Here is a 25057-nt window from a genome sequence, read left to right as displayed (position 1 = left end):
CTACCAATCAATAGGGAAATAATCCTTCAAGAACTTTCCACACCAGTGTTTCCCTGTGTTGATGCCATCTATTAAAGGATCCATCACACGCGCGGCACCATCTACTATATCTAGGGGTGGCTGAAAGTCGTGTACTTCTACTTTCTTTTTAGACAACTCGGCAGGATCTTCATCTGTGACCCAACCCGTATCAACGGCATTCATATAAATCCCTGACTTGGCAAAAGTAGCTGCAGAGGTATGTGTCAACATATTTAAAGCCGCCTTTGCCATATTTGTATGTGGGTGGCGGTCTTCTTTTTTGAAGCGGTGAAACTTACCTTCCATCGCAGAGACGTTGATAATATGCTTTTTACCGGTATTCTCTTTCATCATAACGTTAGACAAACGATTACACAAGACAAAAGGTGCTACAGCATTAACGAGCTGTACTTCTACCATTTCGGTGGTTTCTATTTCGCCTAGTTTTAAACGCCAGCTGTTAGTTTTTCTTAAATCTACTTGTTGTAAGTCTGCATCTAATTCTCCTTCTGGGAATACTTCTTCGGTCTGTAAGGTGTTATCAAAGCTGTACGGAATTTGAGACAACGCGGCTGAGTTACGCAAACCAATTCCCGGTTCTGGGCCGTGCCAAGTTACTGGGAGCACGTTATTTTTATTTGTTTTTGAATGCCCCACACTTAGGTTTGACAATTCTTCTAGACAGCTTTCATGATCTTTTAATAAAGGCTGTGCTAGTAATGGTAATTGGTCAATAGGGAGCTTTTCATTCTCCATTAAATGGAAATAAAAACCAGAAGGTCTTCGGACTGTTTGTGCAGCATTATTAATGAGAATATCTAAGCGATCGTATTTCTGCTCTATATAATTACAGAAAATCTCTACACTTGGGATATGACGTAAGTCTAATCCATGGATGTGCAAACGATCACTCCATTGTTTATAATCATCTTCTTTAGAAAAACGAATTGCAGAGTCTGCAGGAAAACGAGTAGTTGCCACCACGGTAGCGCCAGAGCGCAATAACATTAAAGTAATATGATAGCCTATTTTTAACCGAGAGCCTGTGATGACAGCCACTTGATTTTGTAAATCTGTGGTCTGAAAACGTTTTGTATAATTTAAATCGCCACAGTTCATACACATGGTATCATAAAAATGATGCAGTTTTGTGTATACTGTTTTACACACGTAGCAATTACGCGGTGATTCTAGTTCTGGGGTGTCTTTAGGCAACACTGCTGACGCTAATAACTTGGGCGCCACAAATAAGGCCGCTTCTCTGGCAGAGCGAATCCCCGTAGTTTTACGCGCGTGCTTATCTCGGGCAATCATCTTGCGCTTTGTCGCTTTTTTTGCGTCTTTACGCCTGCGTTTAAACTCGGCACGATTAGGTCTGGACAATGCGCCAGCCACTTTGTATAGGGCTACTCGTTGCGATTCAGGCAACTCGAAAAGTTGATCTGTATCTTCTACTAAGTGTTGAAGCATCCTGATACATGCGTCTATATCTAGTGCTGGTTTATCTGTGTTCATTGTATTTTTTCTTCTGAAATCTTCTGTGTTTATCCTCTGACTCTTTATTTAAAATCCATTAATTATTTAGAGAATTTTGAATAAACCACCCTTTAGACCTGAAGTCTCGGGAGAGATAAGTTTATTCGGTAATAAATCTAATTCAATTCTTTAAACCAATTATGAAGCCTTCGTATTTCCGAAGCAAAGATAATCACTCAAGCAAGAGCATAAAAACTGTAAACTAAAAAAGCCCGTCTATTAAGACGGGCTCTCTTGAAATATATAAGAATATATAATTAGATAACTTTTACGTTAACTGCATTTAATCCTTTGTTTCCTTCTTGTAGGTCAAATTCAACCTCGTCACCTTCTCTAATCTCATCGACTAATCCAGAAATGTGTACGAAATGATCTTTTTCAACTCCTTCTTCAGTGATGAATCCAAAACCTTTTGTGTCGTTGAAAAATTTTACTGTTCCTTTACTCATTGTAATGTAATTTAATTTATTAATAATAATTTATAGTTTGCAAAGATAATGCCATTAATTGTAGTAACCAATTAAACTTTCATTTTTTCTATAAGAATTACTTGAATAATAAAAATAGTATTGCCAATTTAGAAAAAGTGCTACAAATAACTGACCTTCTTACTAATTTTGAAGTGTCAAAAAAACAAACTGCGGTGGATTTATCAGAGAAGGATGCAGAAATTCAGTCTCTTAAAGATGGGCGGCAACGCTCCATAATGTATTGTACCATCGCTGTACACCGGCTAATCATTGTACTATCCATACGGCTGTATCCTCGGTATCTTTTTATACAAGGCACAAAGCGTAATATTGAAGAGGAACCAAATGTTTCAGAAGCTACTTATACCTTGATAAAAGATACCTATCACTGTGAGTATAGCGGTGAGATTACTGCGAAAAAAAAAGGAAGCTTAAAATTTATTTTATGAATGGGTTTAGCTAAGACACAAAAGAGCTTAATAAATTAGCCAATAAATTATTGTAATTTAAATTTAGCACCTTCTAGTATTCATATAATTTGTAATTTGTGAGGTGTTAAACTCTTTACAACCTATACTTTTATATGACATCATTTGAAGTACTTTCTTTATTTTCTGGTAGCGCCTTTATCTTCTATGGTATAAATTGTCTATTTACTAAAAAAATGTCCTTAGAATTTGAAAGATTTGGTATTCCGAAGTATTTAAAATTAACAGGAGTTTTGCAAATAGCAGGTGGGTTGAGCTTAGTCATAGGACTTTGGACCACCCCTCCCTTGGCTTTTATTGGCGCTGTAGGACTATCAATCTTAATGTTTATGGGCTTTTTCGTGCGGCTAAAAATAAAGGACAGTCTTTTGATATCTACGCCTGCACTTGCATTTGCCTTACTCAATGCATTTATAGCTTATAAGTATTTTCTTCTTCTAGACTATTAGAAATAATATATAACCAAACATAGCACTAAAAATAGGGCAGCCGGAAAAGACTTTAATAGTGGGTCTTTTATTTTTATGTGCATTATGATAGATCCCGTGAGCATTAAGGCAAGACCGATGGCAGCAGGGTCTCCTAATTCTAGAAACCAAATAGAGGCAATAAGTAATAAAGATAGACCTACTTTAATAAAGCCTACTAAATACAACATCCAAGAAGGTAAACCATACGCTTCAAATTCTTGTCTTATCGTTTGTGCTTTTCCTCCGCGCCATCTGGTAGGCTTATTATACTGAACAAGCCATACATTTAATAAACTTAAACTTACAATGAGCTTTATAATAATGAGTGCTATTTCCATAAATGATTATTTTTATTTTATTATGTATGTTGCGCTATTTGCTACCAAATAACTCCGTGTTCTATTCCTTTATAAAATTATAAATTTTTAACCTTGATTCAAAAATAGTTATAAAACTTTATACTAATATTATTAAGATGAAATTTATCATATAATTAGGGTTGACACGGTCACCAAAACGTTTACAACCTTTTATTCTCCCCATCCCCAAGGGGCATCTGGGGTTTTTATAGGTTTTGCAAGATCCATCACTACCTTAAAAACACGATCTGTTCCCAGACGTCGCAAATTGTAAGTGAAGGTTTTATCGTCAATAGTAATCCACCAAGCATTTGTTGCTGCGGCTGGTATTTGCTCTTGCGTATGCACATCTGCGGCAAACATTTGGATATCTGCTTTCCCTTGATTAGCAGCTGTACCGCCATAAAAGTTTACATCGTGTTCTGTTCCATCTTCATGACGATGATCGTGCTTTAATGATATGATTCCTTCATTCATAGTCAATACCCACGTTCTAGATTTATCATCACCCACAAAAAATGGAATTTTAATTTCGTTTTCAGAACAAGTTCGTAAATGCATTACCAGTTTCTTTCCACCAAAATCTTCATCTTTTTCTGGAAGTTCCAATGTCCCTCTATAGGCATTTCCGCAGTGTGATTTAAGTGTATTCCAAAACACGGTAGATGTGTTATTTTCTTGACTGATGCCTTGCATCGAGAAGAGTATCGTAAGTATGTATAAGAATTTTCTCATTGGTATTGCTATTTTAATTTATGTCAATTTTCAGTTTACAAGACTCACAAGTGTATGTATCACGCTTTACCGTAATCTTATCTAGCTTACGAGCGACGTTTTGCACAAAGTTGTTGTACGTCTCTTCACTTGGATTGCCGCCTTGGCCTTTCATAAATATATAATACTCGCCGTCCATTCTTGTTTCCCATAGCAATTAGGGCATACTCCTGCAGGCGCAGAACCTGTATCCAGGTTGGTTTCTTTCTTCTTAAAATAATCTTTTAAATTCTGTATAATACTCATAGACTAAGGTTAGTTAATATGAACGAGTTAAAGAATTAGATTAAGGCTACCAAATCCTAACCCGTTGTTCCTCTGTGCGATAATTGATCTCGCCTTCTTTTACGGCAAAGGCCTCATAAAACGGAGTAAAGTTCATTAATGGACCATTTACACGCCACATAGGTGGAGAATGCGGATCTGTAGTCACGTAGTTGCGTAAAAATTCGTCACGCATCTTTACACGCCAAATGCGAGCGATAGATAAAAAGAAACGTTGGTCCGGTGTATATCCACCAATCTCGGTGGCACCCTTTCCTTGATCTGTCATTTTAAAAGCGTCAAACGCAATAGCAATACCTCCATTATCTGCGGTGTTTTCTCCTACGGTGAGGGCTCCTTTTAATGGCACACTGTCCAGTACCGTGAAGTTTTCGTACTGCTCTATAATTTGTTGTGTTTTTGCCTTGAATTTGGTGTAATCTTCAGCCGTCCACCAATCAGTTACATTTCCGTCTTTATCGTATTGAGCTCCTTGATCATCAAATGCATGAGTAAACTCGTGACCTATCACCATTCCTATTCCGCCGTAATTAACAGCATCATCCGCATACAAATCAAAATAGGGTGCTTGCAGTATTCCCGCTGGAAATACAATTTCATTTAATGCTGGGTTATAATACGCAGTCACGGTAGAAGGTGTCGTATGCCACTCATCTCTGTTGGGCGCTTTATTAAGTTGGCGCAAGTCATAATCAAATTCACTTTTCCGAAGTGCCACTACATTTTCAAAGAATTCACTCCTGTTAATGGTCACGTCATAAGTTCTCCAAACATCTGGATAGCCTATTTTCTTGCTGATGGAAAACAATTTTTCCTTGGCTTTCACCTTGGTGCTATCACTCATCCAGTCGAGATTTTCAATACGTCTTTCTAGAGTCTTTTGAAAATTATTAACCAAATCTAAAGCACGTTCTTTGGCCTCTTCATTGAAGTATCGCTTTACGTATAGCTGTCCTAATTCAAAACCAATTTGCTGATCTACACGGCGCACCATTTGTTGTGCACGTGGTTGTTGCTCGCTTTGTCCAGAGAGCACTTTACCATATTTAAAAGAAGCATCTTGAAAAGGTTTGCTTAAAATATCATCGTGAGAACCAATAGAGTTGGCTTTTAAATAGAGCTTCCAATCCTCTAAAGAGACTGTCGTTAACATCGTATTCAGACTTGTGTAATATGCAGGTTGGCGCAAATCTAAGGAGTCTATATTCGCTCCTAGCCTTTTAAAAACGGTAGACCAAGGAATATTACCCTGGCTTTTAACTAAATCTGAAACCGCTATTTTATTATAGTTATCTTTAATACTACGTCGTTCAATACGAGTTTTATGAGATGCGGCAAGTTGTTTTTCTATGTTGTATACTACGAGTGCTTTTTTGGCTGCACCTTCTTCACCAGTCAATTCAAATAAAGCAGTTAAATATGTTTTATACGCTTTTTGAATTTTAATCATTGAAGCATCATCACCAAAATAGTAATCACGATCTGGTAATCCCAAGCCTGTTTGAGCGAGGTGTAAAATGTTTAGCGAACTGTTTTCCTGATCTGGAGAAACGTAAGGAGCCAGCATTGAATAATCGCCAGATTTTAATTGTACAGCAACAAACTCAAGCATTGCAGGAACATCTGCAATTTCTTTAATGCGATCTAAGATAGACTGGATAGGTTTGATCCCACGTCTGTTAATACTTACCGTGTCCATTCCAGATGCATAGAAGTCTCCTACGAGTTGCTCTGTGCTACCTGCGTTATGTTCCGCTTGTGAAACTTCGTCTAAGATATTTTGCAATAATATTTGCTGCGGAATGTTTAAAAATCGGTATGCGCCTACGCCCGCTTGGTCATCTGCTATTACTGCATTATCGTACCAATTCTTATTTACATGATTGTAGAAATTATCCCCAGGTTTTATGGAAGTATCAATGCCATCAAAAACCACAGGTTCTTGAGATTTATTTTCGGCTATTCTATCGATTGAAGTATTGTTTTTACAAGATGCTAAGGAGAGCACAATGAGTAAAAGCACGAATAGTTGTTTCATAACCTATTAATTTGGTTACTCAAAGATAGCGATTAAATGTTACTAGGTTTTAATTGCGATAGCTATACTTTCAACAAATCAATGGTGATTTCAATAAAAGTGTGAAGGACAAAGATAGATTCTAGAAGGACAACTAATGCTTCTTCTTTTTCTTCTTCTTTAAATCATCTTCATTGGGTGCCAATGTTTTAGGCTGTCCTAAATGATGTGCTAAAAGCTTATCTACCAATTCATCTTTCGTCAAATGATGAAAAATGGTCTTGATATCTGTTTTAAACGCTTCGGAAATATGCTGGTTTGGTTTTGTCTTAAATATTTGTTTTGCCCACAACTTAGCATTGTTTTCTTCTATAGACCAAGCGTCGGCCTTTGGCATTTCAGAAAAAGTAATCCCTAACTCATCCTCTAATTCTGGAATGTCTAGTACTTCATCTTGTTGGATAACGCTAAGTGAAAGCCCCTTCGCTCCAGCCCTTGCCGTACGACCACTTCTGTGCACGTATGCGTCAAAGGTGTCTGGTAAATGGTATTGCACCACATATTCAATTTCTTTTACATCTATACCACGCGCTGCAAGATCTGTTGCTACTAAGATGTTGATGTGCCCGGCTCTAAACTGATCCATAATACGATCGCGAATAGGTTGCGACAAACTACCGTGTAAAGCACCTGAAGAAAACTTATTAATGGCGAGGTTCTTAGCAAGCTTGTTTACAGCCGCTTTTGTTTTACAGAAAATGATTCCGCGCTGACCTTCTTTACTGGTTAAAAAGTGCATTAAAACATTCAGTTTCTCTTCTGGCTGAACGACTACATACTGGTGATCAATACCTTGATGTCCCAAAGTAGCCATGTCTACTTCTATATGTACTACCTTTTTTGCTAAGTAATTTTGCACTAATTGCTTTATCTCTCCAGACAAAGTAGCTGTGAACAGAAATGTTCTACGTTTATTGGGAAGCCCTTTTAAAATCGTATCTAATCCTTCTTTAAGAATAGTCACCATTTCATCAGCTTCATCTATAACTAAATAAGAAGCATTACTTAAAGCAACTGCTTTACGCTCCATAAGATCTATTAATCGACCTGGCGTGGCAACAATAATATGAGTAGGTTCTTTTAAGCGCTCTATTTGAGGTTTTATAGGAATCCCACCGCAAGTAGATGTGATAGAAATTTCTGGCTTGAACTTAGCAAAATCGGTGAGATTTTTATAAATCTGTTGGCCAAGTTCTCGCGTGGGTGCGAGCACGATGGCTTGAACATCATTATTTTCAACATTTATTTTTTGTAGTAATGGCAATCCAAAAGCCGCGGTTTTCCCAGTTCCAGTTTTAGCGATCCCTACAACATCTTCCATTTGGTTCAACACCACGGGAATAACCTTTGTTTGAATATCTGTAGGGATAGAAATAGCTAATGCTTTCAACCCTTTAACTAAGAATGAATCAACGCCTAAACTTTTAAATGTGTTTACCATAAATTGAGTGTGCTATATTAATTACCACCAAAGCTAAAAAATCATATCACCTAATGCATTCACATTTTGTGATATGAGATTTCTGTTTTTTTTGATTTTACAACCCTTAGGTTTATTCTAGGCTTCTTGGAGAATACGCTTAGACTTACGATACATAAATTTAGGGTAGATATTACGCTTAGCGTAACGATTTAAATTCCCAGCGTTATGCAATTTAAGATAGACAGGTTTTGTGATCCCAAAGTACTCATAAGTAGATCCGTCTGTAAAGGTAATCTCTAAAAGTAATCCCTTATGCTGATAATCTTGAATAGCACTATTTGTTATCGTTTCTGTATATACAGGAAGATTTTTTTCTTTTGTTTCTGGTGCCATACTTACTAAAAAATGATACCCATCGATGATCCTTCTACTTTGTATCTCTGCTTCTTCTTGCTTCGCGTCACCATCCTGAAATTTATCTGGATGCCATTCTTTTACAAGGTTGCGGTAACTCTTTTTTAAAGCTTTAAGGTCTAACTCCTTCTCCACTCCAAATAATTTTTTGTATTCGTTTATTCGTTTCATATTCAGATTATTAATAGGGCGCGAAAGTAGTCCTTTTTAATGGATAATTATAATGCTTTCTAAATAATGACTTAAGACCGCCTCGCTATAAGAAGTAAGACACAAGACTAAAATCATTAAATCAAAAGACCCCGCTATGCAGCAGGGCTATTTCAGTCACCTAAATAAAGGATTCACTATTTAACTAAAAAAGCCCATCCTACCGGATGGGCTTGCAAAAAAAATATCGGGATGCAATTAAACGACTTTTACGTTTACTGCGTTCATTCCTTTGTTTCCTTCTTGTAGGTCGAATGTTACTTCGTCACCCTCTCTAATCTCATCGATTAATCCAGAGATGTGTACGAAATGATCTTTCTCAACTCCTTCTTCAGTGATAAAACCGAAACCTTTGGTGTCGTTGAAAAATTTAACTGTTCCTTTACTCATTGTATTATAATTTAATTTATTAATAATCAGCAATATACAAATACGATGCCAATTATTAGGGTTCTTAATCTATTTATACACTAAAATATTAACAAACCCTTTGTTTACGAGGCTTCATTGCACTGTGAAATCTTCTAGTAAGGCATCTATACTAGGTTTTAGTTGTTTGAAAAAGTCTCACATAAGAGTACAAAAACGCTATTTTGCCCTTTTCATCTCCGGAGATATGGCGATTATGATTAATGAAATTCCAATATTAAAAGTACTAATCGGTTTAAATGACACTCCACTACTTTCTACAGAGAGAATATGTCCCAAATCATCCAAAATAAAAAGATTCAGTTCTGACCCACAAACCTACTTAAATGGACTCTTATAAATGAATAAATACAATTATAAGGAAAAGTACCAAAACCTAAACCTATCATTTATTTTCTGTAGGAAAAATCTTTTAATTATGGCTTAAATGTTAAAGTTTGTGTATTTAATCGACGTTATTTGCGTTTTAAGGATATATTTTGTAAAATTGAACTAATCATAAGGCCCCTAACTCTTTAAAAATCTATTATGCAGCGTACATTAAAATTTAATATTGTTATAGTTCTACTTTTATCGATTGTTCACATGGCAACATTTGCTCAAAAAAAGAACGATGAACAATATATAATAAGCGATGGTGTGAGTATAAAAAAATATCATGACCGTGATGCACTCAAAAACATGCATAAAGGTGATTTATTAAACTTATACCACGCACGTATTGAAATTATTATTAAAATATTACCGAACATCGCATTTGCAACTAAGCCAGGTGTAACCATGACTTCTCTTGGTATTCCAGACACTAAAGATAACCGCAAAGCTCTTAAAGAAAATATAGAAGCAACAACAACATATTTTGATAATACAATTGAGTTTCAAAATATTGTTCTTCCCTATTCAGACAAATCTAATCTTATTGCAGCGATCCTTTTTTATGAAGAAACATTAAAAGCATTACACACTTATAACGATTTCAATTAATGAGAATTAATACCTATTATTTTTAAATAAAAAAATTAAACACCTTTAAATACAACGAAAATATCTCAAAACCCACTCTTTATCTATATATTAAGTGCTTTAACGATAATATAGCGCTTTAGCTTGAGTATTAAAAAAAATAACAATTATGTTTATGAAATCATTTTGGATCGTAATCTTTTCATTTTTCAGCTGCTTTACTTTGTATGCGCAGCAGGAAAAAGGAATTTACGGATTAGAGAACTGGTTGGATATCTGGGCGGAATTCACTCCAGAATCTCAAGTATATAAAACACCCACTCAAATCCTTTCTGGGAATATTACGAGCGACACAAGGTTATCTAAAAAAGAAACATACCTGTTATTAGGAAACGTTTTCGTGACAGATAGCACCAGCTTAACTATTGAACCAGGAACTGTGATCCTAGGAGATTACAAATCGAAAGGTTCACTCATAGTTAGTAATGGCTCTAAAATTATTGCAATTGGCACACAAACAGATCCTATTATCTTTTCTTCTAGCAGACCACTTAAGAAAAAAGGCGATTGGGGTGGTATTTTTATATTAGGAAACGCTCCGCTGAATAAAATAGGAGAAGTACGGGAATTAGATTTTGGCTTAAACCCTATCGCACCAGAAATAATGAACTACGGAGGAAACGATATTGCAAGTGATTCTGGCGTAATCAAATATGTACGTATAGAATATGCAGGTAAGAGAACGAAGCAGTATGGATACTTTAATGGTCTCACATTAGCAGGTGTAGGAAATAAAACGGTGATAGAAAATGTAATGGTTACCTACTGCCTAGGTAATTCTTTCACTGTTATAGGAGGTGATACAAACTTATCAAGGCTTGTCGCTTTTAGATCATACGCCAATGATTTTATATTTAATAACGGTGCTCGGTCGCAACTCACAAATTCTTTAGCTGTCAAATCACCTTATTACACGAGTTCCGGTGTTGCCAGCAGCATATATTTAGCTTCCAACACTGCTGATGAGGACAAAATGGATCCCGAGAGAAGAAGAACCACATTAACCGCAGAAAATATTACGTTGCTTAACTTAAGTGATGATTTGAATACTGCTATAGAAATTGGCTTAGTGAAAGAGGCTCTATATGTTGAAAAGGGTACCTCCTTTTCAATTCAGAAAAGTGTGTTTTCTGGTTTTAGCCCCGCTGTTATTCTTTCAAGTGATATTGATATTGATACAAATAGTCTTAATAAGATGGAATTCAGCAATATGTATTTCAATAATTGTAAAGGAAATATTTTCACCAATGGAGAATCTAATAATGAAGATCTTGAAAATTGGTATGGGAATGGCCTTTTTAAAAATGTCTACTCAAAAGGAGCTGATTTTGAAACATTTATAGAACCTGTGAACATTCATAATCTGGACTTTAGATTACAAATCAACAAAATTATAGCAATTAACCTACTAGATGATGAATAGTAATAATGAGCTTTGGTTTCGTTTTGAAAGAACATTAGCCAATTTTTTAAACTAATTGAATGGTAAAAAATTTACTTCTTAATTTAACAGTAGGCATACTAAGTAGCATCAGTTTTTTATACACTAATACAGCGGAGGCGCAGATTGTTATTGGCGCTCCTAATTTAGGGTTTGGTCAAGCGTGTGCAAATGCAGATTTTAACACCTTTGAAACAGATTTCATATTCAGTCCTGAAAACGGTATCACCTCTGAAAATCAATTCAGTGTAGAGATGTCAAATTCTGATGGTGACTTTACAAATCCAACAGTGGTTTATACATCAAACCCTGGGGTAATTACCACATCTCCTGCTACTATAAGTTTTTCTATTCCAGAAACTACATCTGGCGAAAATTTTAAATTAAGAATTTTAAGCTCACATCCTTCAGTGACAAGTGCTCCTTCAGAAGTATTTACAGCATATTATAAATTACAAGACAGCCCTTTTACTATTAATAACCTAGTAGCAGACGCAAGTTTTTGCACTAATGGGAGTTTTCTTTTAACCATTGATCCTATTGGAGATGAAAACAATGATTCACCCTTAAACTACCCATCGTTAACCTATAATTGGTTTAAAGAAGTGGGGCCTACATCCTCTGTACTTGTTGGACAAGAAAACTCATTAAGCATCACTGAAGAAGGAACCTACCTTGTAGAAACCAATTATGGCAACTGTACTTCAGATTCTTTTTCTAACCGTGTTACTGTGACCCAAGCTACTTCTGGCGAGAGTGGCAACGCGACAATCATTTCTAGTCTAGGAAATCCATTTTGTGCGAGCGATGGTCCTACTACATTATCTACAATTGCAGGAAATAGTTATGCTTGGTTTAAAGATGGAACTCCTATAAACGGAGCATCTAGCCAGACTTATGAAACAGCGGTGACAGGTGAATATTCTGTTGTGGTTAGCTTCGGAAATTGTCAAGCTACAGGTACTATAGATTTACAATCTGGAGGCTTTACTTCAAGTATTAATATTTCAGAAGTAAATGAAATGGAAGCTGGAGAAACGCTTACAGTTGAAGTGATAACTAACGCCATCAACCCAACATTTGAATGGTTCTATAACGACGAAATTATCCCTAGTGCTTCACAAAATACATTAAACGTTACAGAATTTGGGGCTTATCGCGTGCTTGTAACTCAAACCAATGAATGCGAGATGACTCGCGAACACCTGTTTCAGGTAATTGAATTAATTGATCTGTTTCCTGAAGTTGACCTCATCCCAAATTTAATAAGCCCTAATGGGGATGGAATAAATGATACGTGGGTAATTCCGACAAAATACGTGAGCGGTACTAATACAGAAATTATGATTCTCAGCAAACGGGGTGAGTCCGTATTTAGCACGACCGATTACCAAAACAATTGGCCGACAGACTTGAGTGAGCTACAAGATAAAGGTGCTCTATATTACTACATTATTGTTCCTGAGAATCAGGAAATAAAAAAAGGATCTATAACCATTATTAAATAAAGTGAAAACTGCAATTAACTTTTTCGTACTATTATTCTGTGTAACACAGATTACCTACTCTCAAACCGAGAATGGGGCTGTTGCGCTTGACATACCTGCAAGAAACTCTTTGATGTTTAATAGGTTCTTAGAAAACCCAACTTTTAGTTTTGTGAGAGAACAAAACAAATATATTTCAGCAACAAATAAAAGAGAATTGTTAGATGTTGAAGATGCTCCTTCTACTTACCTCTTTAACTTCTCTGGTAGAGTACAAGAAAATATAGGTGCAGGTATTGCTGTATTTCAAAAGGACTTTGGAGTCTTATCAACCTTTGGTGGGATCGTAAATTTTGCATACAACATAAGAATACAAGAAGATAGTAATCTAACGTTCGCTACAAATGTGGGCGCATATAAAAGCGGTATCAATGCAGGTAATGTGAATATAAATTTTCAAGACCCAGCGCTAGATAATGTACCATCAAGCTTTCTTGTTACTGCAAGTCCTAGTATAAATTATGGAACTGGGTATATGGATTTCGGATTAACGCTATCTAATGTGACAACTTATAACTTTAAGATATCTACACTTCTTGAAGAGAATGCAGAAAAAGGAATTCAAGGTCATATAATGTATACTGGGTATTTAGGTGGGTATGGCTTCTTTGGAGAAAGTAGATTTTCAGCACTTGGAAAAACAGAATTTCAAAAAGATGACAATATAATTTCAGGAATGTTAATGCTTACTGTACCTAAAGGAATCTGGGCGCAAGTAGGATACAATACTATATATGGTGCTTCTGTAGGAATTGGAGTCAATCTAACACCCCAACTAGCTATCGAGTACAATTATGAAAAGCCATTCATTGGACTGTCAGAGTTAGGGTCTGCACACGAGATTACACTCGCTTACAGATTTAAGAATAGTAATTATTATGATTATAGTCGTGATGATGAAATGGCTGGACTCATTATGCCCGGAACTGGAAGAAAGAAAAAAACTACGAAAAAGGCAGTCGTTGCTAAAGTAGAACAACAAGCGGCAGTTAAAGCACAAGAAGAAGCTGAAAAGGCTTTAAATGAAATAGAAGCAAACATAGGCGCAGATACGCGAACAAAACTTGCAGAAGAAAAGAAAGCAGAAGCAAAAGTAGCAGTAGACGAACGTGATAGAATCGCCGAAGAAAATCTAGCAACAACTGTAAACGAGGAAGACAGAATAGCAGCAGAAAACAGAGCAATAGCAGATGCTGCCGAATTAGAAAGAATCGCAGCAGAAGAGAAAGTAAAAGCCGACGATGCAGAACGTAAAAGAATCGCAGCTGAAGAGAAAGCGAAAGCTGATGATGCAGAACGTGCAAGAATAGCTGCAGAGAATAAAGCAATAGCAGACGCAGCTGAGTTAAAAAGAATTGCGGTAGAAAATCAAGCTATTGAAGACGCAGCTGAGTTAGAAAGCATAGTAACAGAAGAAAAAAGAGAAGCAGCTATCAGTAATCCTATTGATGCTATAGGGCAAGAAATGACTGCACTCACGCTACGTACAGAACAATTAATGACAACACAGGAAAGCACCATGGAAGCGCTGAATGAAGCGATAGAAAGTAAAAATAAAGATTTAAAAGATTTACGTGAAGAGAATGACTTCAGTGAGCAAGGAATTTTTGTAACCCCAAAGCCATTTAAAAGTGTTACTGCAGAAAATCAAGCTATTGAAGCCTTAAAGTTAAATATAGAAGAAATGATTGCCGAACAGGGCAGAGAAATTTCTGTACTTGAAGATCTATATTCAAAACGTGTAAAAGAAGTATCTGACAGAAAAGACGAAACCAATAACTATTTTAAAAATAGAATTGACGAGTTAAAGAACGAACAAATTGCTACAGAAAGATCAAGAGTTTATTTGCTTTCTACACTAAAAGAAATAAATGAAGCCACTGTCATTGAAAGAAAAAGAAGAATAAAAAAGGCTTCTTATACGAATGAGTCTGATAGGTTTACTCAAGATAAAGCTAAGCTAGGTTTCATTAAGAGGAACACAGTATTGCTAACTACACCGCTTGGTGTTGAGGCATTTGATTTTGGAGAAGAAAGAAATACTAACATTCAGATTCTTAAAAGTGTAGCAAACACAGAGAACGGATTCTATGTAATTATTGCGGTTCATAACAGTGTCATTAAAAGAGATGACTTCTTGACTAAAGCAGTTGCATCTGGCTCAAAGGATATTGACTTCTTCTATAATGTAAATACAAGTAGATATTACATCTATACAGAACGATATGATTCACTGCAGCAAGCGAATCAAGCTTTAGATAATCAAACAGATACTATGTATAATTTAAAAACATCAATAGTGAAAATAGAAAATTAATAAACGCATACCATTAATAAAGTCCCCGCCTCCTAATGTTATGATTCTGGGAGAATTTAGAATCGCATAACTCAGTTATTATGAACAAGCTAAATATAAAAAGAATTTTAATAATTCTTATCTTACTAATACCTACCCTACAGGCATTTGCCCAAAATTATGTGCCATTCACACCTAGGTTTGACCAAGATCTCAAAGGTGATATTGTATTAATAGGAAATAATATTCTCGGGCCAGATAACAATCCTTTCAATAATGATAATGTATATAATCACAATGTGGATATGCAATACATCAATATTGATGGAGACGCATCTACTTTTAGTTCATCAAGTGCAGACCTAGAAATTCCAAATCCAGACTGTTACGTAATACGCTATGCAGGCCTCTACTGGGGAGCAGTTACAGATGGAGACGAACCCATTAGGGAAGTAAAATTTAAAGGCCCAACAGGTGCATATAATGATATTACAGGTACTTTAATATTTGAAGCAAACGGTACCTCTGTTGATGGTGGTAATAGTTTTCCATACGCTTGTTTCGCAGATGTTACGAGTATAGTAAGTGCCTTTGCTGGTAATGATCTTGGAACCTACACCGTGGCAAATGTTTCTAGTGCGCTTGGGGAGACTTCAACTTTTAATCCATATAACGGAACCGGATATTCCTCGGGATGGTCGCTGTTTGTAGTGTATGAAGATCCTACTTTACCTGGAAAATCAATTACTAGTTTTGATGGTTTTAGTGCTATTAGTTTAGCTAATAATGCAAATGTAGACGTACCCGTTTCTGGTTTTAGAACGGTACCTGCTCCTGCTCCAGTGAGAGCTAATTTTGCTTTTGCCGCGCTAGAAGGAGATAAGCCTATTCTTGGTGATAGATTAAAAATAAATGGCACTGACCTTTCGACATTAGACCGCCAGGCAAGTAACTTTTTCAATAGTTCAGTAACACAATTAACCGCACTACCTGTAAACAACAGAAATCCTAATAGCACTAATACATTAGGTTTTGATACCGGAGTCATGCAAGTTCCCAATCCAGGGAATACCGTGATTGCTAATGATGCAACCTCAGCCACCGTGAGTTTAGAGACAGGTGGAGATACATATTTTCCATACTTCTTTGCTTTTGCTGTGGAAATTATAGAACCAGACATTCTCCTAACAAAAATTGTAGAAGATGAGTTTGGAAATAATATAGGTGGCCAAGTAGTGGGTCTTGGACAAGATTTAAATTACGTTATTGGCTTTCAAAATGTGGGAAATGATGATGCGACAAACTTGACAATTCGTGATATACTACCCATCAATATCATTTTTGATTATCCTGCTGGACTCACACTTCCCGCTGGCGTTAGCATATTGAGTTATAATGTTCCTACTCGAGAAATCATTTTTGGTATTGAAGATTATTTAGTAGAAGAAAATGATCCTACCTATGAAATTAGAATTGAAGCTCAGGTCGTAGATTCCTGCCAACAATTAGCAGATTCATGTTCTAACATTATTAACAACCAAGCATTCGCAACATATCAAGGAACGCTGAACCCTACTTTTATTATTACCGATGACCCTAGTTATAGCACGAACACTGGATGTTTAATCTCGCCACAAGCAACGAACTTTCTAGCAGATCTTGATGATTGTATTTTTCTTCAGAATGAAACATTATGTGGTGATAGTTTACAGTTAACAGCTGCAGACGGATACGATACGTATTCCTGGTCTACGAGCCCAACAGGTACTCCTGTGATAGGAACAACACAAACGATCACCGTGACAGCTACTGGCACCTATTATTCATTTAACACGGCGATTGCCCCTTGCCAGTCTATTGTGGAACAATTTGACATTGAGCTATATGGCGGAAACATTACAAACCCTGTCATTCCATATGCAGATGAAGTTGTAATTTGTCCAGATGACGGAAAAGAATTACCTAATATATTTTTATGTGGAGAAAACGCCTTTAGAGAAATCGAAACTGATATCGATGGAGCCATTTCTATCATTTGGGAAAAATTAGATGAGTCTAGTTGTGCACCTGTTGGAAATACAGATTGTGCAAATGAAAATAACGCGTGTACCTGGGACCAAGTAGGCACAGGACCTGACTTTATTGCCAATGTCTCAGGACAATACAGACTTACCATTAACTACCAAGGAGGGTGTTTTAATCAGTTTTATTTTAATGTATATCAAAACCTCCTTGATCCTAACGTAACCATAGCAGATATCATCTGTACCACCCCAGGAAGTATTACTGTAAATAATGTTCCTAGTGGTTATGAATATAGCTTGGATGGTGCCAACTGGCAAGCAAGTAATGTCTTTACAATTAATACTGCAGGAATATATACCGTGTATATTCAACAAGTGGGAGTACCTACAAATGCCTGTGTATTTACTATACCAGATGTTTTAGTTAGAGAACGCGATTTTACAGTTTCTACTACTATTGAACAGCCCCTGTGTAATGGCGACAAAGGTTCTATTTATTTGGCTGCTAACGATGTTGAACCACAATACTTCTTTGCCATATATCAAGGTGGAACTTTAGTAAATAGTGTAGGTCCAATTTTAGAAAACAACTATTCTTTTGAAAATCTAAATCCAGGTACATACACCGTAACGGTAGAAACCGAAGACGGGTGTATGTATATAGAAGATGTTATTATTATCGAGCCACCATTACTTACGGTAACTGCGGCTATCACCATACCACTAACTTGTGATGATGGTGAGATTACCATCTATCCGCAAGGAGGAACGGCTCCCTATTTCTATTTTATAAATAGTACTACAGTTTTTCAAACTGTTCCAGAATACATAGTGACTGCACCTGGTGTTTATAATATCACCGTAGTAGATTCTAATAACTGTAGCGCAGAAACCACAATCACTGTGGAAGCTACGCTACCACCAGAATTCACTGTCACTAAAACAGATATTTTATGTAATGGCGACGGCAATGGAACGATCACTTTTAATGTAACTAACCCGAATGGGAATAGTCTTCAATATAGTATTAATGGAGGATTCTCTTATAGTGCCTCACCCGTGTTTACAGGGCTTGCAGCAGGTAATTATAGTGCGGTAGTTCAATACATTACTGGACCATCCGTATGTGTATCAGACGCTCAAAGTATCACCATTGATGAAAATACAGCAATAGATGGTGAAGCAGAATTAGTAGCTCCATATACTTGTACTTCAACAGGTTCTATTACGGTGGTTAATGTTACTGGTGGGACTGCTCCTTATATGCACAGTTTAGATGGCATTAATTTTCAAATGAGTCCTACATTTACTGGTTTGACTCCAGGAACTTATACGGTTATCATTAAAGATGCAAACGATTGTACGTTTACTACAAACGAGGTTGTGATTTTGCAATTAGATCCACCTACAGATTTACAATTTAGTAATACTCCTTTAACTTGTCCAGACAATACGACGACGATTACCATTACTGGAACTACAGGTGGCGTTCCACCTTTAGAATACCAAATAATAGCTCCAGCAGGAGCGGCAACTCCGTATCAAACTTCAAACGTTTTTCCAGGATTAGCACCAGATATTTATACTTTTCAAGTTATTGATGCTAATGAGTGTGTATACACAGAATCGTATGCAGTAGCACCATTACCTACTATATCAATAATTAGCGATACCATTGCAAACGTAAGTTGTGTAGGAGATGCAGATGGATTAGTTCAATTTATCGTTTCTGGAACAACCACTTTTGGATATACTATTAACGGAGGTACACCTATGATAGGAACATCACCTATTCTATTAACAGGATTACCAGCAGATGTCTACACAATAGTTGTAACAGATACAGTAACAAATTGTGAAGCAACAGCAACGGCAACAGTAGAAGAACCAACAGATCCATTAATGATCACTGTAGATACGTCACCAATTACCTGTATAGGTAGTGGTAGTGCAGTTATTAACGCAACAGGTGGATGGGGAAATTATAATTATACCCTAACACTTCCAGACACTACAACCTTACCTACGCAGACGACTAATACCTTTACAAATCTTACACAAAGTGGGACGTATACCATCACTGTAGAAGATTTAAACGGTTGTATTATTTCAGAAACATTTGATCTTACAATACCTAATCCACCAGTGGCTAACATAAGTGTGACTTCAGATATTTGTTATGATACAGATAATGGCGCAACGATTGAAGTTACAGTAACTTCAGGTGAAGCTCCGTTTGAGTTTAGTTTGAATGGAGGTCCATTTCAATCTAGTAATGTCTTTGCAAATTTAGTTCCGGGAACCTACACTATTACAGTGAGAGATGCCTTTGGCTGTGAAACGATCTTGCCTGCTCAAATAATTGCACCACAATTAATTGTGAATGCGGTGTTGACAAAAGATTTAGATTGTACGACTTCGCCAGATGCAATTATAACAGGAACAATCGAAGGAGGAACTGCACCTTTTAATTATGCGGTTTCAATTAACGGCGCTCCATTCGCACCTTTGGGAGCTACAGGAACTCCATTTACCTATACTACAGGAACAGATGGAACGTATCAATTTGAAATTACAGATGCTAATGGATGTGTTGCTACTTCACAAATAATAACCGTGAATCCTATTACATTCCCAGCAATAAGTGCGCTTTTAGAAACACAACCTATTCTTTGTAACGGTGATGAAAACGGAGCGATTTCAATTACTATTGATCCAACAACGGGTACTCCCCCATTTGTCATCAATGTAAATAATGATACAACAGGAACTGACTACGGAACACAAACTACTGGATTAGCTGCTGGAACATACACTGTAACTATTACAGATGCAAATTCTTGTTCGGCAACTGAAATAATCACTATCAACCAACCGGACCCAATTATTGTGGACTTTGATACAATAGATATCACCTGTGAAGCCGGTGGAGTTTCGCAAGGATCTATTATCATCAATAGTGTGACTGGTGGCATACCGCCTTACAATTATTTTGTAACCGGCTCAAACGGATATTCAGCATCAGAATTTAATGCAACCGGTTCAACATCAGTGACGTTTGACGTTGTCGATTTTGGATTGTATGAAATAAATGTGGTCGATGTTAACGGATGTTCTGTATTAGTACAGGATATATTAATAGCTTCTCCACCCGATGATTTAGATATTGATATAAACACTACGGTAGATTGTACTGCAGGTGGTGAGGCCGTGGTGACGGTGAGTTCTACACTGGGTAGTATGGGGCCCTTTCATTTTGCTATTTACCAAGGTCCAGGAACAGTATATCCATTACCAGCAGGGGCTTGGTTACCAGAAAACCCACCAGGGAGTCAATCCACCATATTTTCAAACTTAACTCCAGATGTTACATATACTTTCATAGTATACGATGAATCTACAATGTGTAGTTATTATGAACCAGCAACAACGCCTATTCCTACTAACACGACATTAACGTTAAGCGCTGTAAGCTCAGACAATGTAACCTGTACAGGAAGTGATGACGGTGACGTATCTTTTACTGTAAACAGTACCTATGGCGCTCCAGTAAACGTAACGTATGAGATCTTTGATTCTCTTTCTCAAGTTTCAACAACCATATCTGGTGTAGGCACGGTGCCTGCTGGAGGATCTCTTGTTGTTTCAGATTTAGGACCATTACCTTTCGGAACCTACTATGTATTGATCGAAGAAACGACAGGACCTAACGCAGGTTGTGGTGTAGTAACTGCGTCATTCTCAATTACAGAATCTGCTATTCTATTAAGTATAACAGCTTCCGTAGATCAAAACGCGAACTGTAACCCATTGTCAGGAGTGGTAAGTGCCATAGCCCAAAATGGAACAGCTCCTTATCTATATCAAATAACAACAACTCCTGCAGCACCAATTGCAACAGATCCTGCTTGGGCAACACCGAGTACTTTTAATGTAGATGCCGGCTCTTATTATGTACACGCCTTAGATGCATATGGATGTATTGTGACAAGTCCTGTGCAAGTGGTTCCGTTGGATGCCTCTCCAGAAATAGCGGCGATAGCAACCAATGAATGTACCGCTAGTGAAGGTAATTTTGTAATCGATGTTACGCTCATTACAGCCGGAACTCCACCTTATAGCATAAGTGTAGATGGCGGCGCGTTTCAGACTCAAAGTCTGCCGTTTACGATTTCGAATGTATCAAGTGGGACACACACTATAGAAGTAAATGATCTTAATGGCTGCGGAAATAGTATCGTCGTGGAGATTGCTCCACCATTGGGAGTAAGCCCAGTCGTTACTGCATTACCTAGTTGTGCAGACGACGATGGAGAAATCACCGTAACAGCAACTGGAGGAACAGGAAACTACGCGTATACAATAGCGCCAAATCCACCTTCTATTGTCTTAACTACAAACATATTTTCTGGAGTACCTTCAGGAACCTATACAGTTACAGTAACCGATACTGTTACGATGTGTACTGAAGATGTACAAGTAACTTTAGAAGATGCGACTCCAGTAATTTTTACTACGGAAGTAACAAACGTAAGTTGTAATGGCGATAGTGATGGAACGATTACGGTGATATTACCACCGAGTAATGATAACCCTATCTACACCTACGAGATTATAGCACCCATCGTAGTACCTGCACAAACTGAAAATGTTTTTACGGGACTTCCTATGGGAACGTATACTGTACAAGTAACCTCTGGAAGAGATTGTGTATTAATACAAGACGTCACTATTACCGAGCCACCATTACTAGAGGTTTCGGCAGTAGCAACTACATTTTCTTGTGATGCAGATAACATTGTTTCTATGGTTACGATTACGCTAACAGAAACAGGCGGAACCTCAGGATATACGTATAGTATAAACGGGATCAATTATTTCAGTTCAAATATATTTGAAGTAACAGATACAGGCGCAACTCAAAATATTACGGTATACGTAACGGATGCAAATGGATGTACTGCGACTAACACGGTTGTCATTGACCCATTGCCTACTATTACGGTAGCGGCTTTTACCATTGCGACTCCTATTGACTGTAATCAGACTGGAACGGTGACTATAACAGTAACCGGAGGCTCTGGAAACTTTACGTATCAAATATTACCAGATGGCCTGCCACAGGCGTCAAACACTTTTGATATTACTGGACCAGGAACCTATTATTTCCAAATTAACGATACAGATACAGATTGTTATTTCTTAACAGAGCCATTTATAGTTGCTCCATTTGATACTATTGAAGCTGTACTGGTAGCGACCCAAGCGAATGATTGTTTTGGCGACTTGAATGGTGAGATGCAATTAACTGTTAATGGGTACACTGGAGTCTACACGTATCAATTGGTAGATGAGATTGGAACTCCTATAGGTGGGACAGTTGCTGTGAACACTTCAACAAATCCGCAGATTATTACAGGCTTAGCTTCTGGAAATTATTCAGTTATTATTGTCGAAACGGAAACGCCGTTTTGTACCACGACGGCTAACGTTGTAAATATCGGGACGCCACAAAGTGCTTTAGTCTTAACTATTTCAGAAACATCAAATGTTACCTGTGATAACGATCAAGGTACCTTAACGGCTATTGCCGCTGGAGGTATAAGCCCGTATGAATTTGAATTAACCGGAGCTGCAACGGTACCTTATTCATTTGATAATGTATTTACAAATTTAGCCGCAGGAACCTACACCATAAATGCTAGAGATGCAAATGGTTGTATTGAAACAGAAACGACCACACTTATAGCCCCTACGCCTATAAGTGCAGATATTGCTGCAGATACAACACTATTGAAATGTTTTGGAGATCAAGATGCCGTTTTAACTGTGAGTAATGTATTAGGAGGGCAAGGTGCCGACTACCTCTACACACTTAACACAATTACACCAGTATCTGCAAGCTCTGGACCACAGGCTTCAAATGTTTTTGAAAACCTAGGAGCTGGAACATATTCTGTAACTATTACAGACGGGCTAGAATGTTCGTTCACTACAATAGAAATTACAATTAATCAACCTGACCCGGTTGTCGTGAGTTTAATTGCTGCTTCTACCCCAACCTGCGAAATAGATGCTACACTTACTTTAAATGCTACAGGAGGAACTGGAGACTATGAGTATAGTGATAACGATACATTCATCCCTATTCTGGGGACGTTTACAACTTTGATAACATTCCCGGTGACAGATGGTGTTTATGAATATTATGTGAGAGATGCCAATGGATGTGTCGCATTTGTTTCTAATGAAATTACAATCGATCCACTGCCTGAACTTGAAATAACGTTAGTTTCTGAAAACCCAGAAATTAACTGTACTGGTGATAACACAGGAACTATTCAAGCTACAGCTTCTGGTGGCCTTGGTAACTATGTCTATGTTTTACAAGATACAAGTGGCGCTACAATTCCTGCAACTCAAACTACCCCAGGTATCTTTACAAGCTTAACAGCTGGAACGTATGTGGTGTACGTGGAGAGTGGTGATTGTGATGCTATTTCCGCAGCTATAGAAATTACAGAACCTGATACCACTTTAAGCGCTACGTATGAGTTAAGTGATGTGACTTGTAATGGCGAAGATGATGGAAGTATCGAGGTTTTTGCGGAAGGTGGAACTGGGATTATTCAATATGCTATTTCTCCACAATTGAGTCAATTTTTTGAAATGGGTGTATTTGAAAACCTAGCTCCTGGAGTGTATGATGTGATCGTGCAAGATGAACTGGGTTGTTTCTTAATCTTCGATTTTGAAGTTATGGAACCATTAGTTGTTATTATCACAATTATACCAGACTCGATCATTCCAGAAATCTGTGAAGGTGACGCTGATGGATCTTTCAGCATTGAAGTTGAAGGAGGAACGTTACCATACAGCGTGAGCTTAGACGATGGCGCGCACGTATTAGGCTCAGCTGATCAAACCATATTTGATTTTGAAAATCTAGGTGGCGGAGTTCACACAGTTCATGTGATTGATAGTTCTGGCTGTGAGTCTGAATGGAGTATACCATTTCCAGATTCTGTATTTATTGACCCAATGTTTGTTATTGAATATGTATGTGTAAATAATCAAACTGAAAACATCGTGACGGTTACCATTGATGATAGTATCGTTGACACAACACAATTAGAATATTCATTAAATGACGGGCCTTATCAAAGCAGTAATACTTTTGTAAACCTACCTCCAAGTACTGACAACTTTTTTACGGTACAGCATTCGAACGGATGTATCCAAATGACTGCGTTTTTTGATATCCAGAGTTTTACTCCACTTTCAATAGAATTAAGTGAGGGAGACTTAAATGAAATTATTGCTACTGCTGCAGGTGGTACTGGAGTATATCAATTTACATTGAATGATGAAGATTATGGAAGTAATAATACTTTTATCATCGAAGAATCTGGCGTCTTTAATATAACGGTTACAGATAGCAGCGGTTGTTCTGTGTCTGCAACTATAGAAAAAGAATTTATTGAAATCTGTATCCCCAACTATTTTACACCTAACGGTGATGGCGTTGCCGATTACTGGTTTCCCGGATGTGCTGGAAATTACCCTAACCTCCACTTCTCAGTTTTTGATAGATATGGACGTAAGGTGGCATATTTACGCGCAGGACAATACTGGGATGGCAACTACAATAATGCCGAGCTTCCTACTGGAGATTACTGGTATGTAGTCCAACTAGGCACAGAAAATGATCGTGAGTTTGTTGGTCATTTTACCCTGTATAGATAGAACAAACAGAATTTGAATCCCCCA

The 25057-nt window shown here is 37.3% G+C and carries 17 protein-coding genes; 7 read left to right on the top strand and 10 right to left on the bottom strand.

All coding sequences use genetic code 11. From position 1 onward, the window contains the following. The gene (locus tag ABXT71_RS10340) at positions 1 to 1536 is read right to left on the bottom strand and encodes an SDR family NAD(P)-dependent oxidoreductase (protein ID WP_415371238.1); all 1536 of its coding nucleotides are present in this window, start codon (positions 1534 to 1536) and stop codon (positions 1 to 3) included. A gap of 278 nt (positions 1537 to 1814) precedes the next feature. Next, positions 1815 to 2006: a cold-shock protein gene (locus ABXT71_RS10335; protein ID WP_027075965.1), complete on the bottom strand. Its 192-nt coding sequence runs from the start codon at positions 2004 to 2006 to the stop codon at positions 1815 to 1817. Between the two features lie 137 nt (positions 2007 to 2143). Between ABXT71_RS10335 and ABXT71_RS10330 the strand changes: the two genes are divergently transcribed. Together ABXT71_RS10330 and ABXT71_RS10325 are read left to right on the top strand one after the other, a co-directional pair. Continuing rightward, positions 2144 to 2476 carry a hypothetical protein gene (locus ABXT71_RS10330; RefSeq protein ID WP_415371237.1) on the top strand — a complete coding sequence of 111 codons (333 nt, stop codon included), beginning with the start codon at positions 2144 to 2146 and terminating at the stop codon, positions 2474 to 2476. Between the two features lie 134 nt (positions 2477 to 2610). Continuing rightward, complete coding sequence (locus ABXT71_RS10325) at positions 2611 to 2964, top strand: DoxX family protein (RefSeq protein ID WP_415371236.1); 354 nt, start codon at positions 2611 to 2613, stop codon at positions 2962 to 2964. On the opposite strand, the gene ABXT71_RS10320 is transcribed toward ABXT71_RS10325, so the two are convergent. The 8 genes from ABXT71_RS10320 to ABXT71_RS10285 form a co-directional block, all read right to left on the bottom strand. Continuing rightward, positions 2961 to 3323 carry a DoxX family protein gene (locus tag ABXT71_RS10320; protein WP_415371235.1) on the bottom strand — a complete coding sequence of 121 codons (363 nt, stop codon included), beginning with the start codon at positions 3321 to 3323 and terminating at the stop codon, positions 2961 to 2963. The genes ABXT71_RS10325 and ABXT71_RS10320 overlap by 4 nt on opposite strands. A gap of 192 nt (positions 3324 to 3515) precedes the next feature. After that, entirely contained in the window at positions 3516 to 4079 is a 564-nt protein-coding gene (locus tag ABXT71_RS10315) for a hypothetical protein (protein ID WP_415371234.1), read from the bottom strand. A 13-nt stretch (positions 4080 to 4092) separates the two neighbouring features. Then, a complete protein-coding gene (locus tag ABXT71_RS10310) occupies positions 4093 to 4233 on the bottom strand; it encodes a hypothetical protein (RefSeq protein WP_415371233.1) in 141 nt (46 codons plus the stop codon). Beyond that, complete coding sequence (locus ABXT71_RS10305; protein ID WP_415371232.1) at positions 4230 to 4364, bottom strand: hypothetical protein; 135 nt, start codon at positions 4362 to 4364, stop codon at positions 4230 to 4232. Before ABXT71_RS10305 ends, ABXT71_RS10310 begins: the two co-directional genes overlap by 4 nt. A gap of 46 nt (positions 4365 to 4410) precedes the next feature. Continuing rightward, positions 4411 to 6441: a M13 family metallopeptidase gene (locus ABXT71_RS10300; RefSeq protein ID WP_415371231.1), complete on the bottom strand. Its 2031-nt coding sequence runs from the start codon at positions 6439 to 6441 to the stop codon at positions 4411 to 4413. Positions 6442 to 6574: 133 nt separating this feature from the next. After that, positions 6575 to 7921, bottom strand: coding sequence for a DEAD/DEAH box helicase (locus ABXT71_RS10295; RefSeq protein ID WP_415371230.1), 1347 nt, complete (start codon positions 7919 to 7921; stop codon positions 6575 to 6577). A 117-nt stretch (positions 7922 to 8038) separates the two neighbouring features. Beyond that, positions 8039 to 8488 (bottom strand): KTSC domain-containing protein, encoded by a 450-nt coding sequence (locus ABXT71_RS10290; RefSeq protein WP_415371229.1) that lies wholly within the window; start codon positions 8486 to 8488, stop codon positions 8039 to 8041. Between the two features lie 237 nt (positions 8489 to 8725). Beyond that, on the bottom strand, positions 8726 to 8917 hold the full coding sequence (locus ABXT71_RS10285; RefSeq protein ID WP_415371228.1) for a cold-shock protein: 192 nt from the start codon (positions 8915 to 8917) through the stop codon (positions 8726 to 8728). Positions 8918 to 9484: 567 nt separating this feature from the next. On the opposite strand from ABXT71_RS10285, the gene ABXT71_RS10280 reads away from it, so the two are divergent. The 5 genes from ABXT71_RS10280 (at position 9485) to ABXT71_RS10260 (ending at position 25033) form a co-directional block, all read left to right on the top strand. Then, the gene (locus ABXT71_RS10280) at positions 9485 to 9940 is read left to right on the top strand and encodes a hypothetical protein (RefSeq protein ID WP_415371227.1); all 456 of its coding nucleotides are present in this window, start codon (positions 9485 to 9487) and stop codon (positions 9938 to 9940) included. 154 nt (positions 9941 to 10094) lie between these two features. Then, entirely contained in the window at positions 10095 to 11402 is a 1308-nt protein-coding gene (locus ABXT71_RS10275) for a hypothetical protein (protein ID WP_415371226.1), read from the top strand. Positions 11403 to 11461: 59 nt separating this feature from the next. After that, the gene (locus ABXT71_RS10270; protein WP_415371225.1) at positions 11462 to 12928 is read left to right on the top strand and encodes a gliding motility-associated C-terminal domain-containing protein; all 1467 of its coding nucleotides are present in this window, start codon (positions 11462 to 11464) and stop codon (positions 12926 to 12928) included. A 1-nt stretch (position 12929) separates the two neighbouring features. Then, complete coding sequence (locus ABXT71_RS10265; protein ID WP_415371224.1) at positions 12930 to 15284, top strand: PorP/SprF family type IX secretion system membrane protein; 2355 nt, start codon at positions 12930 to 12932, stop codon at positions 15282 to 15284. Between the two features lie 80 nt (positions 15285 to 15364). After that, positions 15365 to 25033: a T9SS type B sorting domain-containing protein gene (locus tag ABXT71_RS10260; RefSeq protein ID WP_415371223.1), complete on the top strand. Its 9669-nt coding sequence runs from the start codon at positions 15365 to 15367 to the stop codon at positions 25031 to 25033. Positions 25034 to 25057 lie beyond the last annotated feature (24 nt).

Origin of the sequence: Patiriisocius sp. Uisw_047 (assembly GCF_047730165.1) — a bacterium.
Taxonomy (GTDB): Bacteria; Bacteroidota; Bacteroidia; order Flavobacteriales; family Flavobacteriaceae; genus Patiriisocius.
This window is presented reverse-complemented; position numbering and strand designations above follow the sequence as displayed.

What these genes read in the sequence shown, in the direction of transcription:
- ABXT71_RS10315 (WP_415371234.1), bottom strand. Translation starts at nt 4,079, where the DNA reads ATGAGAAAATTCTTATACATACTTACGATACTCTTCTCGATGCAAGGC.
- ABXT71_RS10340 (WP_415371238.1), bottom strand. Translation starts at nt 1,536, where the DNA reads ATGAACACAGATAAACCAGCACTAGATATAGACGCATGTATCAGGATG.
- ABXT71_RS10285 (WP_415371228.1), bottom strand. Translation starts at nt 8,917, where the DNA reads ATGAGTAAAGGAACAGTTAAATTTTTCAACGACACCAAAGGTTTCGGT.
- ABXT71_RS10275 (WP_415371226.1), top strand. Translation starts at nt 10,095, where the DNA reads ATGAAATCATTTTGGATCGTAATCTTTTCATTTTTCAGCTGCTTTACT.
- ABXT71_RS10280 (WP_415371227.1), top strand. Translation starts at nt 9,485, where the DNA reads ATGCAGCGTACATTAAAATTTAATATTGTTATAGTTCTACTTTTATCG.
- ABXT71_RS10335 (WP_027075965.1), bottom strand. Translation starts at nt 2,006, where the DNA reads ATGAGTAAAGGAACAGTAAAATTTTTCAACGACACAAAAGGTTTTGGA.
- ABXT71_RS10310 (WP_415371233.1), bottom strand. Translation starts at nt 4,233, where the DNA reads ATGAAAGGCCAAGGCGGCAATCCAAGTGAAGAGACGTACAACAACTTT.
- ABXT71_RS10295 (WP_415371230.1), bottom strand. Translation starts at nt 7,921, where the DNA reads ATGGTAAACACATTTAAAAGTTTAGGCGTTGATTCATTCTTAGTTAAA.
- ABXT71_RS10320 (WP_415371235.1), bottom strand. Translation starts at nt 3,323, where the DNA reads ATGGAAATAGCACTCATTATTATAAAGCTCATTGTAAGTTTAAGTTTA.
- ABXT71_RS10260 (WP_415371223.1), top strand. Translation starts at nt 15,365, where the DNA reads ATGAACAAGCTAAATATAAAAAGAATTTTAATAATTCTTATCTTACTA.
- ABXT71_RS10300 (WP_415371231.1), bottom strand. Translation starts at nt 6,441, where the DNA reads ATGAAACAACTATTCGTGCTTTTACTCATTGTGCTCTCCTTAGCATCT.
- ABXT71_RS10305 (WP_415371232.1), bottom strand. Translation starts at nt 4,364, where the DNA reads ATGAGTATTATACAGAATTTAAAAGATTATTTTAAGAAGAAAGAAACC.
- ABXT71_RS10270 (WP_415371225.1), top strand. Translation starts at nt 11,462, where the DNA reads ATGGTAAAAAATTTACTTCTTAATTTAACAGTAGGCATACTAAGTAGC.
- ABXT71_RS10325 (WP_415371236.1), top strand. Translation starts at nt 2,611, where the DNA reads ATGACATCATTTGAAGTACTTTCTTTATTTTCTGGTAGCGCCTTTATC.
- ABXT71_RS10290 (WP_415371229.1), bottom strand. Translation starts at nt 8,488, where the DNA reads ATGAAACGAATAAACGAATACAAAAAATTATTTGGAGTGGAGAAGGAG.